This is a genomic window from Metabacillus sp. KH_069 (assembly GCF_057838075.1).
In genome coordinates this window covers 477,883-494,403 of sequence record NZ_CM174460.1, presented here as the reverse complement: position 1 = coordinate 494,403, position 16,521 = coordinate 477,883, and the positions used below count along the sequence as shown (strand labels likewise).

The 16,521-nt window shown below is 42.9% G+C and carries 13 protein-coding genes and 1 pseudogene; 2 read left to right on the top strand and 12 right to left on the bottom strand.

The genetic code is table 11. The features are described 5' to 3' along the window. Window positions 1–56 precede the first annotated feature (56 nt). The 3 genes from AC3ISE_RS02610 to AC3ISE_RS02600 all read right to left on the bottom strand — a co-directional run bounded on the left by AC3ISE_RS02610 (window position 57) and on the right by AC3ISE_RS02600 (window position 3,730). Window positions 57–260, bottom strand: coding sequence for a YbdD/YjiX family protein (locus AC3ISE_RS02610; protein WP_133313222.1), 204 nt, complete (start codon window positions 258–260; stop codon window positions 57–59). Then, window positions 253–2,328: a carbon starvation CstA family protein gene (locus AC3ISE_RS02605; RefSeq protein ID WP_309193776.1), complete on the bottom strand. Its 2,076-nt coding sequence runs from the start codon at window positions 2,326–2,328 to the stop codon at window positions 253–255. The genes AC3ISE_RS02610 and AC3ISE_RS02605 overlap by 8 nt, the downstream gene beginning before the upstream one ends. Window positions 2,329–2,458: 130 nt before the next feature. Further along, window positions 2,459–3,730 (bottom strand): ATP-binding protein, encoded by a 1,272-nt coding sequence (locus AC3ISE_RS02600; protein WP_489222936.1) that lies wholly within the window; start codon window positions 3,728–3,730, stop codon window positions 2,459–2,461. Between the two features lie 162 nt (window positions 3,731–3,892). On the opposite strand from AC3ISE_RS02600, the gene AC3ISE_RS02595 reads away from it, so the two are divergent. Beyond that, window positions 3,893–4,078 (top strand): hypothetical protein, encoded by a 186-nt coding sequence (locus tag AC3ISE_RS02595; protein ID WP_489222935.1) that lies wholly within the window; start codon window positions 3,893–3,895, stop codon window positions 4,076–4,078. A gap of 86 nt (window positions 4,079–4,164) precedes the next feature. On the opposite strand, the pseudogene AC3ISE_RS02590 reads toward AC3ISE_RS02595, so the two are convergent. After that, window positions 4,165–5,695, bottom strand: a pseudogene (locus tag AC3ISE_RS02590) (solute symporter family protein). A 16-nt stretch (window positions 5,696–5,711) separates the two neighbouring features. After that, complete coding sequence (locus AC3ISE_RS02585; RefSeq protein WP_070879630.1) at window positions 5,712–6,044, bottom strand: DUF485 domain-containing protein; 333 nt, start codon at window positions 6,042–6,044, stop codon at window positions 5,712–5,714. 227 nt (window positions 6,045–6,271) lie between these two features. On the opposite strand from AC3ISE_RS02585, the gene AC3ISE_RS02580 reads away from it, so the two are divergent. Then, a complete protein-coding gene (locus tag AC3ISE_RS02580; RefSeq protein WP_489222934.1) occupies window positions 6,272–7,477 on the top strand; it encodes an MFS transporter in 1,206 nt (401 codons plus the stop codon). A gap of 91 nt (window positions 7,478–7,568) precedes the next feature. On the opposite strand, the gene AC3ISE_RS02575 is transcribed toward AC3ISE_RS02580, so the two are convergent. From AC3ISE_RS02575 to AC3ISE_RS02545, 7 genes are all read right to left on the bottom strand, one after another. Next, window positions 7,569–8,096, bottom strand: a complete 528-nt coding sequence (locus tag AC3ISE_RS02575; protein ID WP_489222933.1) for a type 1 glutamine amidotransferase domain-containing protein — start codon at window positions 8,094–8,096, stop codon at window positions 7,569–7,571. 57 nt (window positions 8,097–8,153) lie between these two features. Continuing rightward, window positions 8,154–9,974, bottom strand: a complete 1,821-nt coding sequence (locus tag AC3ISE_RS02570) for an ABC transporter ATP-binding protein (protein WP_489222932.1) — start codon at window positions 9,972–9,974, stop codon at window positions 8,154–8,156. Beyond that, window positions 9,955–11,697, bottom strand: coding sequence for an ABC transporter ATP-binding protein (locus AC3ISE_RS02565; protein WP_489222931.1), 1,743 nt, complete (start codon window positions 11,695–11,697; stop codon window positions 9,955–9,957). Before AC3ISE_RS02565 ends, AC3ISE_RS02570 begins: the two co-directional genes overlap by 20 nt. A gap of 168 nt (window positions 11,698–11,865) precedes the next feature. Then, a complete protein-coding gene (locus AC3ISE_RS02560) occupies window positions 11,866–12,486 on the bottom strand; it encodes an NAD(P)-dependent oxidoreductase (RefSeq protein ID WP_489222930.1) in 621 nt (206 codons plus the stop codon). A gap of 141 nt (window positions 12,487–12,627) precedes the next feature. After that, window positions 12,628–14,127 (bottom strand): alanine/glycine:cation symporter family protein, encoded by a 1,500-nt coding sequence (locus AC3ISE_RS02555; protein ID WP_489222929.1) that lies wholly within the window; start codon window positions 14,125–14,127, stop codon window positions 12,628–12,630. A gap of 200 nt (window positions 14,128–14,327) precedes the next feature. Beyond that, window positions 14,328–15,071, bottom strand: a complete 744-nt coding sequence (locus AC3ISE_RS02550) for a glycerophosphodiester phosphodiesterase (RefSeq protein ID WP_489222928.1) — start codon at window positions 15,069–15,071, stop codon at window positions 14,328–14,330. Between the two features lie 92 nt (window positions 15,072–15,163). Beyond that, on the bottom strand, window positions 15,164–16,516 hold the full coding sequence (locus AC3ISE_RS02545; RefSeq protein ID WP_489222927.1) for an ABC transporter substrate-binding protein: 1,353 nt from the start codon (window positions 16,514–16,516) through the stop codon (window positions 15,164–15,166). Window positions 16,517–16,521 lie beyond the last annotated feature (5 nt).

The window sequence follows — 16,521 nt, the reverse complement described above, 5'->3', positions numbered from 1 at the left end:
GTAAGCCTATGAGATAAAAAGAAATCGCCCACCAAAAGATGAGCGATTTCTAATAATTAACAGCAGCGCGAAACCTTGCCGCCTTTTGCGTTGTAGCGTGCTTCCTGTGCCTCGCAGAAAAATTCCTTTCTGCTTTGGACCGGCTGATCTGGGTGATGGATCATCATATGCTCCACATATTTTTCATAGCTTGGAACACCCGCAAGCAAACTGATAAACTGTTTTCTGAACTTAAGGATGGATGACAGTTTCTTATACATGGTGGCTTATGCCTCCTTCAGATCTCGCAATATACGGCGCCTCGTGCAAAGTAGTCTCCTTGTTCGTCAATACCTTTATCCATATGCGAATGGCCGAAATCAAGACAGCTATTACTACAATCATAAAGATGGCGCAAAGGGCCGCATCCACGTAGTCATTTATCAATACCTGCTTCATCTGGTCGGCATTCGCAGCAGGTGCAAGCACCTCTCCTTTATCAAGCGCCCCTTTAAACAGATTTGCATGTGACAGGAATCCGATCTTCGGATTTTCATGGAAAAGCTTTTGCCATCCGGCTGTCATAGTCACGATTAAAATCCAAGTCGTCGGAACGAGAGTGATCCAAACGTAAGCTTTTTTGCCCATTTTGAAAAGAATGGTCGTACCAAGCAGCAAGGCAATTCCTGCCAGCATCTGATTGGCGATGCCGAACAGCGGCCAGAGTGTGTTTATTCCTCCTAAAGGATCGATTACTCCCTGATAGAGGAAATATCCCCAGCCGAGAACACATAGGGCAGTTGCAAGAATATTGGCCGGAAGATATTCTGTTCTGGCCAAAGGTTTATATATATGACCCAATAAATCCTGAATCATAAAGCGCCCAACCCTTGTTCCCGCATCAATGGTTGTCAGAATAAATAAGGCTTCAAACAGGATGGCGAAATGGTACCAGAAAGCCATAAGAGCTTTACCACCGATGACTTCAGAAAAGATATAAGCCATTCCGATGGCAAGAGTCGGAGCCCCTCCAGTTCTTGAGAGAACCGTCTCTTCTCCAACATCATCTGCAAGCGCTGTCAAATCATCCGGTGTTATTGTAAAACCCCAGCTCGAAACGGTTGCTGCGGCTTGGACAGCTTCCGTGCCAATAAGGGCAGGCGGACTATTAATAGCAAAATAGATGCCTGGCGTAAGCACACATGCAGCAATCATCGCCATGACAGCAACAAAGGATTCTGTCAGCATGGCGCCGTATCCGATCGGCCGCGCATGTGATTCTCTTTCGATCATTTTCGGCGTCGTACCGGAAGATACTAGAGCATGGAAGCCGGAAACAGCACCGCATGCGATTGTGATAAATAAAAACGGGAACATATTTCCTGCAAACACAGGGCCTGTTCCATCTATGAATGGTGTGACGGACGGCATCTGCAAGTCTGGAGCTACGACGATAATTCCAAGTGCAAGACCGACTATCGTTCCGACTTTCAGGAATGTACTCAGATAGTCCCTTGGCGCAAGCAGCAGCCAAACCGGCAGAACAGAAGCAATAAAACCGTATACAATCATTAAAATAGCAATCGTTTCACCTTTATATGTAAACAGCTTGGCAAGTTCCGGAGTTTCGGCAACATGCTGTCCGAGGAAGATCGATAAAAGAAGAAGAACGACCCCTATTATAGAACCCTCTCCAACTCTTCCTGGCCGAATATATCTCATATATATGCCCATGAATACAGCAATCGGAATCGTAGCTGCAATCGTAAACATCCCCCACGGACTTCCTACAAGCGCTTTCACAACAACGAGAGCGAGTACAGCTAATAAAATAATCATAATTCCAAGTATACCGACCATGGCAATGATTCCCGTTATCGGACCAATTTCCTCTTTAATCATTTCCCCTAATGATTTGCCTTTTCGGCGCATAGAACCAAATAAAATAATGAAATCCTGTACCGCACCTGCAAGGATAACCCCGACAATAATCCAGATCGTACCCGGCAAATAGCCCATTTGTGCAGCGAGTATAGGTCCTACCAGCGGTCCAGCTCCGGCGATGGCTGCAAAGTGATGACCAAACAATACCCATTTGTTTGTCGGCACATAATCCTTGCCGTCATTGTGTGTTTCTGCAGGCGTTTCCCGCTTGTCATCAAGCTCAAATACTTTATTAGCAATAAAACGGCTGTAAAAACGGTAAGCAACCGCATACGAACAAACAGCTGCTGTCAGCAGCCAAATGGCGTTAATGCTCTCCCCCTGATTGAGAGCGATGACTGCAAATCCTGCTGCTCCCAGTGCGGAGACTAACCCCCAAATAATAATCGATCTTAAAGCCTTCATCTGCCATCATCCCTTCTGTAACATACAAACTTATTATACGTTTGATGTCTGAATTTTTAAATAATTATTTAGTAGGTTAATAGTAGGATTTTAGATGGGGTTTAAGACAATAAAAAACCACAGTATGATTCTACTGTGGAGCACCTCGCTTATTTTTGTTTTTAATCGGAAGAATCATGGTTACCTCAGTGCCGGAACCAAGCTCGCTCTTATAAGCTACTCTTCCTTTCATCGTTTCAATAATGCGCAGAGACACGGTTGTTCCAAGACCGGTACCTTTATCCTTGGTAGAATAAAAAACAGTTCCGATTTTGGTAAGCTGATCCGCTGTCATGCCTTTGCCTGTATCTGAAATGACGGTATGCGCATGTCCATTTTTAAAAAAGAGCTGCACCCTAACTATTCCCCCTTCTGGAGTCGCTTCAATGGCATTTTTAATCAGATTGACAAGCGCCTGTTTAAGCTGGCTTCGATCGGTTTCAATATAAAGGCCCGGCTGCAGCTGGCAGGATAACTTAACTCCCTGCTTTACTGCAAGCGCATTCAATAAATAGACAACACTATGTATTACTTCTGAAAGCTGAAATTCTTCTATTTTTTTCAGCTTCGGCTTAGCAAAATTCAAATAATCATTCAAAATGGACTCTGCTCGGCCAATCTCACTCAAAATTAAACGCATATATTGCTCATCATTCTTCTTTTCTTTTTCCATCAGCTGCAAAAAACCTTTTACAACGGTCAGCGGATTGCGGACCTCGTGCGCTATGGATGCGGCCAGCTCTCCGATCGTATTAAGCTTTTCCGTACGGATAATCTCCTGTTTCATCATCTTCCGCTCAATGCCTGCTTCAAGCAGTTTAGCAGCGATCCCAATGGAAATAACTTGTAAAATCCCGAAGATGAACACATAAAATAATAGTTTCTTAATGCTGGTGAAAGTGTAATTGGATGTGATTAAAAAAGAAAGCAGAATGCAAAGCTGGACCACAGCAGGCCAAAATCCAATAATAATTGAAAGCTGAATCCTTTTTTTAGGTTTGTACTTTCTGAAGCGCTTTGAAAACAGGAAAGGTCCAATCAGTGCGAGAAAAGCGCTTATATATCCAAACAAGATTGCTTCCCCGCCTACGTATGTTCTTGCGAGCAGAATGAAAATGAAGACAATCAAGCCGGCAGCAGGACCTCCATACAGCAATGCAAGGACCATTGGGACATACCTTAAATCCCAATAAAGGCCGTAATCATAAAACGAGAAGATCATGCACAAAAAAGAAGCGATTCCGTATATAATTCCGGAGAAGTAAGGTGATGCCGTAATGCGCTTGTTTTCAAGAATAACCGTATAAATCAAGACAGGAACCAAAACGATCAAAACGTGTAATGTTAACTTCTCTGCAAGCATCGTAATTTCCCCAATTATATTTGTGTTTTGAGTTCTTATTCGACAAAAACCGCATAATTCCTCTTTGTTTTTCGAATTAACACACTTTTTAAACAAACGTTTAATTGATGTTTCAAACCTCAGTAAATCAGGTATCTGTACAAACATGGAGGTGTTTTTGACATGACCGATAAAAAGAATAAGCAAAAACAGGATAACCCTGAGCAAATTCCAGGCCGTGACGGAAAAACATTGATCGAACGGGAAAATGAAATGACCGTTGATGCGATTCCAACCGAAGAAGTGAAAATTGGACTTCAAGATGAGAAAAAGAAACATAAAACAAAAAATCAATCTTCAAGTGAATAATCTTTCAGCCCAGATAGGAAAAATCTTTCATACCTGCCTTATATAAAAATCCTCCCGCTTCTAAGCGCAGGAGGATTTTTTACGACTCATTTCATTCCAGTATTAGCCTTCACAAGAATCTCATCAAATTTCTTCGCATCTTCTTTTTTGCTTGAAACGATCGTTCCGATGTAAGCGCCAAGGAATCCAAGCGGAATCGAAACTATCCCCGGATTAGACAGGCTAAACAAAGGATCTCCGACGAAAATCGCTGCTCCGGCCTCTGGTGACCATACATTAGGACTAAGGGCTACAAGAATAAGAGAACTGAACAAGCCCGTGAGCATTCCTGTAACTGCTCCTGCTGTATTAAACCGTTTCCAGAAAATCGTCAGCAAGAGAATCGGAAGGTTTGCGCTTGCTGCAACAGCAAAGGCCAGTGCAACTAAAAATGCTACGTTCATGTTCTGTGCAAACAATGCGAGAAGAATTGAAAGAACAGCCACACCGATGGATGCCCATCTGGCTGCCACAACCTGCTCCTTCTCCGTTGCTTCTCCCCGGCGAAGAATATGACTGTAAAAGTCATGGGCAAATGCAGAAGCAGCTGACAGCACGAGTCCCGCTACAACAGCGAGTATAGTTGCGAATGCTACTGCTGAAACAAAGGCAAATAAGAAATCTCCGCCAATTGCTTCTGCAAGCAATGGCGCTGCCATGTTCCCGGCTGAATTGGCCGCTACGATATTGTCATAGCCGACAAACGTCTGCAGCTCCAAAACCTAAAAAGACCGTCATGACATAAAATGCACCGATAATCCATGTTGCATAAACAACCGATTTCCGAGCTGTAATAGCATCCTTAACCGTAAAAAAACGGATCAGGATATGAGGAAGACCGGCTGTTCCTAGCACAAGCGCCAGATTAAGCGAAATGGTATCCAGCGGATTTTTAAACTTGTTCCCCGGATTCAAAAAGCTCTCACCAAGCGGTGTCGCCGTCTGCATCTCAGAGAACATTTTCATAATGCTGAAATCGAATTTAGCAAACACAATCACCGAAATAATAAATGTACCAATCATAAGAAGTACAGCTTTTACAATCTGCACCCAGCTCGTTGCAGTCATTCCTCCGAATACAACATAGATGGTCATCAGCGTTCCGACAATTAAAACAGAATACACATAATCAATACCAAGCAGCAGATGAATAAGCCCTCCTGCACCTACCAGCTGTGCGATCATATAAAAGATCGAAATAGAGATCGTATTCAGCGCCGCAACGCCGCGCACCTTACTATTATTAAACCTTGCCGCTATCATGTCAGCCATTGTGTATTTCCCCAAATTTCTAAGAGGTTCAGCCACTATGTATAACACCACAAGATACGCAACTAAAAATCCTATGCTGTAAAAGAATCCGTCAAATCCAGAAAGCGCTATCATTCCTGCGATCCCTAGAAAAGAGGCAGCTGACATGTAGTCACCAGCAATGGCAAGGCCATTTTGAAAGCCGGTTAAACTGCTGTCTGCGGTGTAAAAATCACTGGTAGTCTTTGTCCGCTTTGAGGCAAAATAAGTGATAAATAATGTCATGATTACGATTCCTAAAAAGAGAGAAAATGCCAGCATGTTCATTTGTAAGTGTCCTCCTTTACCTTTTTGCCTCGGCTTTAATTTCTTCTACAATCTGATCAAACTTCTTTGCCCGGCTGGAATAAAGCATACAGAACGTCCAAGTCATAATAAATTGGGCAAAAGCGAAGACCCATGCCCAGCTGATCGGGCCGACTGCATACTCATTCAGTACTGTTGAATAAGCCGTTAACACCGGCAATGTAAAATAAAAGGCTAAGAAAAATAAAGACATTGGCAAGATAAAACTTCTTTTTGCCTGAAGCAGTTTTTGAAAGGATTCTGACTGAACAATTTTGGTGTAATCGACTGAGGACTGCGCGGACTTTAATTGCTGCTTTTCATTACTCACTACCTGTTCCCCCTTTAGTTAAAAGTTTTATAAACCCGATCCTCCTTAATTCCATATTTTCACACTCTCATTATATATTTATCTGAAAAATATGTAAATTTAGATAACTTATTTTTAAAAATAACCTCCTTTAGACTCATCCAAAGATAGATATAATTCAGAAGGTAGACTAAAATAAGAAAGATTACTGCATTCTATTATCGGTGAAAGCTGTTAAGGAGGATACGATGGAGAAAAAGAATACACTTCCAACCCGCAAGCTGCTTGGGATTGCAGGACTTGGCTGGCTGTTTGATGCCATGGATGTTGGAATGCTCTCATTTATTATAGCCGCGCTTCAATCGGAATGGAGTTTAAGCGTGAAACAAATGGCCTGGATCGGCAGCATGAATTCAATCGGGATGGCTGTTGGCGCCCTCGTCTTCGGATTATTATCTGACCGGATCGGACGAAAACATGTTTTTATTATTACCTTGCTTCTTTTTTCAATCGGAAGCGGACTGTCTGCTTTTACAACGACATTAACCGCCTTCCTCATATTAAGGTTTTTTGTTGGAATGGGCCTTGGAGGAGAACTTCCTGTTGCATCAACACTAGTATCTGAAAGTGTAGCACCTGAAAAGCGGGGACGAATTGTTGTCCTGCTTGAAAGCTTCTGGGCCGCAGGCTGGCTTATTGCCGCACTTATCTCATATTTCGTTATTCCAAGCTATGGATGGCAAACAGCTCTGCTTCTAAGTGCTCTGCCTGCATTTTATGCACTGTACTTACGGATCAAGCTTCCAGACTCACCGCAGTTTCTAGCGATCAAGAAAGAACAGAAGCCTTCCATAATGGACAACATCAAAACGGTTTGGTCCAAGGATTACATCCGTCAGACGACCATGCTTTGGATACTTTGGTTCTGTGTCGTCTTTTCTTACTACGGCATGTTTTTATGGCTGCCAAGTGTCATGGTTCTGAAAGGCTTCAGTTTAATTAAGAGCTTCCAGTATGTACTTATTATGACTCTTGCTCAATTACCGGGCTATTTTACAGCAGCATGGTTCATTGAGAAATTCGGAAGGAAATTTGTTTTAACGACTTATTTAGTCGGTACAGCAATCAGTGCTTATTTCTTTGGAACGGCAGAATCTCTCACCCTGCTGCTTGCATCAGGAATATTCCTTTCATTCTTTAACTTAGGAGCTTGGGGCGCGCTTTACGCCTATACCCCAGAGCAATATCCGACAGCCGTCAGGGGAACCGGCGCCGGCATGGCAGCCTCTTTCGGCCGCATCGGCGGAATTTTAGGACCGCTGCTTGTTGGATACCTTGTTGCGGCAGAATCATCCATTACATCGATTTTCTCGATTTTCTGCGTATCCATACTAGTCGGGGTGCTTGCTGTCCTGATTCTTGGAAAAGAAACGAAGGCAAAAGTGCTGGATTAAAAGAAAAGGTTGAACATAGACGCTCTGAGACTACATCAATTTTCATACTATGAATAAAACCTTCCGGAGCATCCGGAAGGTTTTTGGCTTCTTATTCTTTTTCAGCAAGTACATCCGCAAATGCTTTCACATAAGGAGGCAAATCTGGCGGTCTTCTGCTTGATACGATGTGTCCATCTACAATAACAGCTTCGTCATGCCACGCTGCACCTGCATTCTCCATATCGTCTTTGATGCCTGGTGTACTTGTTACATTTCTGCCTTCAAGGATTTTGGCTGAGATCAAGACCCAGCCTGCATGACAGATCTGTCCAATCGGCTTTTCTTTTTCGTGCATGTCCTTCACCATTTGAAGAACCTCTGGATATCTTCTTAATTTATCAGGCGCCCATCCTCCGGGAACCAAAATGGCGTCATAGTCTTCGGAACGGATATCGCCGAATGCATAATCCGATGTTGCCGGAACGCCATACTTTCCAATATAGGTTTCACCTGCTTTTTCACCTACTAAGTGGACTTCAGCCCCTTCTTCCTGTAAACGAAGCACAGGGTACCATAATTCAAGATCTTCAAAATCGGCGCTGACCAGCGCAATGACTTTTTTATTTGATAAACGCATTGTCCCACCTCCAGTTTCAGTATAGCATGACCGATTCTCTAATTAAAAACTGAGGTTTTATATAACCTCGTCTTTCAGCTGACTTTGATAGAGTCCGTAATAAAATCCTTTTTCTTGAAGAAGAGACTCATGGCTTCCTCTTTCAATCAGTGTTCCATTCTCAAGCACAAGAATCTGGTCCGCTTTTTGAATGGTATTCAGCCTGTGCGCGATCACAAAACTTGTTCTGCCTTTCATCAATCTCTGAAGGGCTTCCTGGATTTTGAGCTCTGTAATCGTATCAATGCTGCTTGTCGCTTCATCTAATACAAGGATAACAGGACTTGAAAGAATCGCTCTTGCGATGGACAGCAGCTGTTTTTGCCCCTGGCTGATCCCGCTTCCATCCTGTGTGAGAACCGTTTTATATTGATTTCTTGTTTTCATTATAAAAGAATGGGCATTTGCTTCTTTTGCAGCACGGATCACTTCTTCATCCGTGGCATCCAAACGGCCGTACCGAATGTTTTCCATAATGGTTCCTTTAAACAAGAAGGGATCCTGGAGAACAAACGCCATGTGCTCTCTCAGACTGCTCCGCCTGATTTTCGTGCTTTCCGTTCCATCAATCAGAATCTTTCCATCATCAGGATCGTAAAAACGGGATAACAGGTTGATCATCGTTGTTTTTCCTGCACCGGTAGGTCCGACGATGGCCACCGTTTCACCGGGAGATGCTCTAAAGCTCAAGTTTTGAACCGTCTGCTGTTCTTCTTCATAAGAGAAAGAGACCCGGTCAAAGATCACTTCTCCTTTCACATCCTGAAGGCTTGAAGCATCTTTCTCATCCTTCATTTCTGCTTCTTCATCCAGAATTTCAAATACTCTCTCAGCACCTGCTACGGCAGACAGAATCGTATTGAACTGATTCGCAAGCTCATTCAAAGGTCTTGTGAACTGTCTGGAGTATTCAGTAAAAATCACGATGACCCCGATTGTGACTAGACCATTCAGAGCGAGAATGCCCCCCACTCCTGCTATCACCGCAAAACTTAAATTGTTCAGGACGTTCATCAGCTTCGGAATAAAGCCAGATATCGTCTGAGCCCAGAACCCTGCTCCTTTAAGCCGCTGACTCTTTTCCAGGAACTCCGAAATCACTTTTTGCTCCTGTGAAAACGTCTTGACGATGCGCTGGCCTGAAATGGTTTCTTCAATATAGCCATTAAGATTTCCCAAGTTCCGCTGCTGTGCTTTGAATAATTTTCCTGTTCTATTTGTAATCCACCTCATCCCTAAGAACATGATTGGGATAATGCTAAGAGTAATCAGCGTAAGCAGCGGACTCAGCCAGAGCATGACTGCTATTGTTCCTGCAAGAGTCAGGATACTTGAGAAAATTTGAATAACAGAACTGTTCAAGGTCGAACTGACATTTTCAATATCATTTGTTATCCTGCTCATCAGTTCCCCGTGCTGCCGTTTATCAAAGTACGAAATCGGCAGACTATGCAGATGACGGAAAAGCTGTGTTCTCATCGTAAAAACCGTATTTTGCGCGATGCCGATCATCCAGATGTTCTGCAGCAGCAGAGAGATGGACTGAACGATATAAATACCAACTAGGGCAATCAGCAATTTCACAAATCCGCTGCTTTCTTTTGTCACGATAAAATCATCAATGACTGTCCCTATTAAATAAGGACCAAGCAGCGCCAAAGCGGAACTGAGCACCACCATCAGGAGAACCAGGCTTAGCAGGCCTTTATTCAAAGATAGATACGACCAGACTCTTGTAATCGTCGCAAACCAGTTTTTGGGTTTCACCGTTTTTTTCTGGACAGGTTCGTCCTGTTTTACTTTTGGATACTTGAATGGCTTACTTAGCTCTTTGAACATCCTGGAGGGCCTCCTCTCCAAACTGGGATTCATAGATGCGCTGATACAGCGGTGACTCTTCCATTAATTCATGATGAGAGCCCTGGGCGAGAATTTCCCCGTCATCCAGCAGGAGGATCTGGCTCGCTTCCATAGCCGTGCTGATTTTTTGTGTAATGATAAAAATCGTGCATTCATATGCTTTTATCGCCTTTAAAAGCTTTTCCTCTGTTGCTAAATCAAGAGCGCTTGTGCTGTCATCAAGCAGAAGAATTTTAGGCTTGCGGACAAGTGCTCTTGCTATCGAAAGTCTTTGTTTTTGACCTCCGGAAAGATTGACTCCTTTTTGACCGACTCTTGTATCGTAGCCGTCAGGGAGTCTTTCAATGGTCTCATGAATCTGTGCATTGATGGCCGCTTCCTTTATTTCTTCAAGTAATGCTCCTTCTTTTCCCCATGCAATATTCTCTCTGATCGATCCTGTGAATAAAAGAGACTCCTGCGGAACAAAACCAATTTGCCCCCTCAGACTTTCAAGCTTCATATCCAGGAGGTTCTTACCATCAATGGAAATCTCCCCGCCAGACACATCATAAAGCCTTGGAATCAGATTAAAAATGGACGATTTCCCTGATCCCGTTGCACCAAGCAGGGCAATCGTCTCACCTGCATTCACAGTAAAGGAAAGGTTATTCAGAACAGCTGTGTCCGTTCCCGGATAAGTAAAAGAAACGGATTTAAATTCAATTTCTCCTTTTTCAACCACACTTGTTTCTTCTGCGTCAAGCGAATCAGTCAAATCAGCTTCTGTATCTAAAACCTCATTAATGCGTCCTGCTGATGCTTTTGCACGTGAAAATGCCATGATGATAAACGAAAAAATAGATAATACCGAAGAAATCCGCAGCGCATAGTTTACAATTGCCACGACCTCCCCAACCTTTGCATCCCCTGTGCTGACATTGATGCTGCCAAACCAGAGAATGGCGAGGATGCTGATATTCATGACTAATAATAAGACAGGCATGGCAATTTCCATCAGCCTGAGTGCTGAAACGGTCCCGCTTTTCAACTCTTCATTTGCTTGCGTAAATCTTGAGACTTCATAGTTTCTTCTCAAAAAAGCCTTAATAATCCGCATTCCAGTCAGGTTCTCCTGCATGACACCGTTAACTGAATCAAGCCGGTCCTGAACGGCTTTGAACAGGCCGCTTCCTTTCTTCATCATCCATACTAGAAATCCTATTAAAAGGGGAATCGAAATTAAGAGAATAAGGGCAAGCTTAAAATTGACGATTAAAGCCATGATCGTCCCCCCTACTATTAAAAGGGGCGCACGGAGCATGATCCGCAGGCTCATAAAGATTGTATTCTGAAGCTGAGTCACGTCATTTGTCATCCTCGTAATCAGAGATGAAGAAGGAAACAGGCTGAAATTTGCAAAAGAAAAGGACTGAACCTTCTCAAATAAATCTTTTCGTACATCATATCCGAAGCTCTGACTGACATGAGCCGCATAAAAGGAATTTGTCACACCAGCAGCAAATGCCGCAATAGAAATCAAGGCCATGACGCTTCCCCAATAGATGACAACAGATAAGTCATTTTTCAAGATGCCATCATCAATTATTTTCGCCATTAACAGCGGATGCAGCAGCTCTACCCCAAGCTCAATCAGCATCAGGGTCAGGGCCACACCCATCGCAAGACGGTAAGGCTTTAGCAAAGAAAACACTTTCGACATACGGCTGCCTCCAAACATTGCATCATTCTATGTACATATTTAGCCAGACTAATATCTTGAATTTCATTTATTCTATCATACTCTTTATTGGTTAAAATTTGAATATTTAGATTTCCATTCATGTTTTTAACCTCATCTAAAAAAGATACGCTGAGATGAGCGTATCCATTAGTAGGCAAGACCTGCTGATGTATGAATAAAACCTTTTTGAATCCATGCCTTCACTAAGAAATGAGCAACATCGGCTCTGGCTATTTTCCTTCCCCCTTCAGGAATCCCCTCCTGCGCGACCCGATAGTTTTTTGTCAGGGGTCCATCAATAAGCTGCATTGGCCTTGCAACCGTCCAGTCAAACTCGCTTTCCCGAATTTTACTTACAGCGTCTGCATGATCTCTTAACACATTTTTCAAAATGACTTTCTGTGTCAGAAAGCCTGTAATGCCCGGAATCTCTTGATGGATGCCTGCAGAAGCAACATATAATATCCGGTTAACAGAATGTTTTTTCATCCCGGATAAAATGTTTTCTGTCATCTCTGTCAATACGGACGACTTTCCAAGACCTTCTCCGCCAAGACAAGAGGCAACGGCATCATGCCCGTTAATTGCAACTTCTGTTTCTTCCTTATTCAGCGCGTTTCCTTTCACAACAGCAAGACGCTCATGTTCCAGACTGTATGCTTCAGGAGATCGTACAAAAGCAGTGACTTCATGTCCCGCAGCAAGTGTCTGGGCAACCATGTGTCTTCCGGTCTTTCCGCTTGCACCAAATATGATCAGTTTCATCATGATCCCACCTGTCTCAGATTCTTACTATCTATTAATCATTTTTATGACCAGACTGTCAATATTAAGTACTTCACATCACAGGCCCGCAATCTCTTAATCAACATGAAAAGACCTCTTGCCCTAAACAAGAGGTCCATCCATTTAAGAATTCAAAGTCCGGTCTTTTTTATCAAGCACAGAGCCTGTGTCCGGGTCTTCATACTTGTATTCATGCTCCCAGAAATCTGCATTTTTAATGCCAAGCTTTACTGGATCAAACACTGGATCAAGACCTTGCTTCTTTTGAGCTTCATAGTCTTTTAGAGCAATAAGCGCCGGTTTGGCCAGGATCAGGATAGCAATCAGATTCAGCCAAACCATGATTCCAAGACCAACGTCCCCGAGAGCCCATGCTAATGATGCTGTTTTAACAGATCCATAGAATGTCGCTCCAAGGAGTACGACTTTTACGAGGAACATCGGGATTTTATTGCTTTTCCCCCTCGTTAAGTAAGCAATGTTTGTCTCAGCGATATAGTAATACGCCATGATTGTTGTAAAAGCGAAGAAAAGCAGGGAAATCGCAACAAATCCTGAACCAAATCCCGGAATTGGAATAACCGATTCTACTGCAGCCTGTGTAAAGACTGGCCCAGGCTCAACTTCAGCTCCAAGTCCGTCTGCAATGAACGTTCCATCAGGAGCCTGTGTATTGTACATGCCGGTGAATAAAATCATAAATGCTGTAGCTGAACATACGAAAAGAGTATCAATATAAACAGAGAAAGCTTGAACTAAGCCTTGCTTTGCAGGATGCGAAACTTCAGCTGCAGCAGCTGGGTGAGGTCCTGTACCCTGACCCGCTTCATTTGAATAGATGCCGCGCTTAACTCCCCAAGCAATCGCCATCCCAACGATTCCGCCAAATGCAGAATCCAGTGCAAATGCACTTTTAAAAATAAGGGCAATTACTGCAGGAAGCTCCGTAATATTAAAAGCAATAATAACAAGAGCAACCAGGATGTAACCAAGCGCCATAAATGGCACAACTACCTGAGCTACACTCGCAATTCTCTTAACTCCGCCAAAGATAATAAGTGCTAATAGAATAATAAGTCCTAAACCAGTAATAATCGGGCTTACGCCAAATGCATTATCAAGGCCAAGCGCAATGGAGTTCGCCTGAACACCAGGCATCAGCAAGCTCATCGCAAGCAAAGCAGCGAATGCAAAAATAATGCCGTACCATTTCCAGCCTGTTCCTTTTTCAATATAGTAAGCCGGACCCCCGCGGTATTGTCCGTCCTGTTTTACCTTATAAATCTGAGCCAATGTTGATTCAATATAAGCACTTGATGCTCCAATAAAGGCAATGGCCCACATCCAAAATACTGCTCCTGGTCCGCCGAAGCCGATCGCAGTGGCAACACCAGCGATATTTCCTGTACCTACACGTCCTGATAACGCAATGGATAATGCCTGAAAAGAAGAAACTCCTGCTTCAGAGCTTTTCCCCTGAAACATCAGCAGCACCATATCTTTGATATGACGCACTTGCATAAATCGGGTCAAGATGGAGAAAAGCAAACCTACAGCCAAACAAATGTAAATAACGGGCGTGCTCCAGAGAACACTGTTTAAGCTATTAACAAACGCCTCCAATAAAAATCCCCCTCATAATACTGAATTTTCTTTCTTTTTAGATTATAAGGGATAAGTCATAACTGCACAATCACTATTTTGATAGAATATGTGCCATTGGTCGTGTTAAAAAAGGTTGAAAACGCAAACAACCCATATATACAGCGGTTCTTTTTTCTTACATTTCGTGTTAAAAAAAGTGACATAAAGAAAGAATGCACCTAAAAAGGCACACTCTTATTCTCTAAAAATAACCCAGGGTAGTCAGTAATAATTGCGGAAACACCCGAGCTTGTCAAAGTCTCCAGTTTTTCAGGCTGATTTACGGTAAAAACTCTGAGCGGATACCCTGCCTCAATTGTTCTCTTTCCAGCAGCTGAGACGGCAAATGATGCTTCAGAGTGAAGAGCATTAACCCGCACCTTCCTGGCTTCCCCAAGAATATTAGATGGGATTCCTTCGAATAAAAGGGCCGTTTGAATGCTGCTGTCCAGTTCTCGTATTTTCCCCATGCTTTTAAATTGAAAGGATGAAAGAATGACTGATTCCGCCATTCCAGATTGGTGAACACAGTGCAGCACTTTTTCCTCGAGCGCCTCATACGGAAAAACGTCATTTTTCAGTTCGATATTTACTTTCATTTGCGGACGTTTCTTTTTGACAAAGTCCAGAACATCCTGTAAAGACGGAATAGTTTCCCGTGAATACCGGGAATGAAACCAGCTGCCCGCATCAAACAGCTTTAATTGTTTGTACTTGAAGTCTTTAACAAATCCAATTCCATTCGTTGTCCGGTCAATCCGTTCATCATGAATGACAACAACTTCTCCGTCCTTTGTCATCTGCACATCAAGCTCAATACCATCCGCTCCTATTTCACACGCTGCTTCAAATGCCGCCATTGTGTTCTCCGGATACTCTCCGCTGCATCCCCTGTGTGCATATATTTCAACTCGCTTACTCAAGGCTTTATACTCCTTTCTATGATGTCATTCTAAGATTCTTTCAATATAGAAACTGACGAATCTCAAAAAGACTGATTCGTCAGCTCCCTGTATTATTTCCCTTGTTTCTTTCCTGCTGTTTCAAGAGCGCGATCTGTTTCTTCCGCTGCCTGATCTAATGCTTTTTGAGGATCCATTCCCTGATAAAGACTTTCCATTCCTGATACAATTTTTTGTCTCGATTCAGGGAATACAGAGATTAATGCTCCCTGCGTAGCCGCACTTGCTTTCGTGTCATGAAGCTGATCAACCGTCACTTTTAATTGAGGGTATTTCTCCCATTGTTCTTTTACAATGTCCTGCTCATATGCTTCCGGATTAATGGCAAAGTAACCTGTTTCAACGTGCCATTTAGCCTGTACTTCAGGAGTTGATAAATACTTCATGAATTCCCATGCACCTTTTTGCTTTTCTTCGCTGATATCTTTTGACATCCATAGAGATGCGCCTCCGATGATGACTCCTTCACGTTCCGCTTCATCAGGAACTGGAAGGTAAGCTACGCCCACTTCAAACGGAGCATTGTCTACAAGCGCTTTAATTCCTGCAGATGAATCTAAGAACATAGCCATTTTTCCTGATTGGAAGGCAGCTCTCATATCATCCCAGTTCTGTCCTGCATTATAGAACGTGCCGTCTTTGTACATATCATTGATAAGGTTAAATACATTTAAACCTTTTTCATCATTGAAGACTGCTTTTGCTGCATCTCCTTTTCTGCCGTTTTCATTATCCACGTATTCTCCGCCCTGTGCTGCAAGCAATTCTTCAAAGAACCATCCGTAGTTTAAGATTGAGAAACCATATTGAGAAGTGTTCGAACCTTCTTTTACTGTCAGTTTTTCAGCTGCTTCTTTTAACTCGCTGTATGTCATTGGCGCTTTTTCAGGATCAAGACCTGCTTTTTTGAATGCATCCTTGTTGTAAACAAGCACAGGTGTTGATGAGTTAAATGGCATGGAATATTGCTTTCCGTCAACCGTGTAGTAGTTGGAGATGTTTTTTTCCCATTGTGCTGTATCGAAGTTTTCTTCATCGATAAATTTTTGGACAGGCTGGATTTTCCCGCTGTCGATCATGTATTTCGTGCCTACTTCAAATGTCTGCATAATAGAAGGAGCATCTGCTGTTCCTGCAACTGTATTGAATTTCGTTAATGCTTCTTCATAAGTGCCTTGAAAAACAGGTTTTACTTCGACTTCATCCTGTGATTCGTTAAAGTCCTTTGCAAGGTCATTTAACACTGTTTCAAGCTCCCCGCTCATCGCATGCCAAAAGATGACTTCCGTTTTCCCTGATGAACCTTCGGCAGAAGCTTCTCCGCCCTCATCAGTGCCTGCTGAATTTGAGCATGCACCTAAGATAATTAAAAGTAAAGACGATAAAACAAGCAGTAGTTTCTTCATTTGAT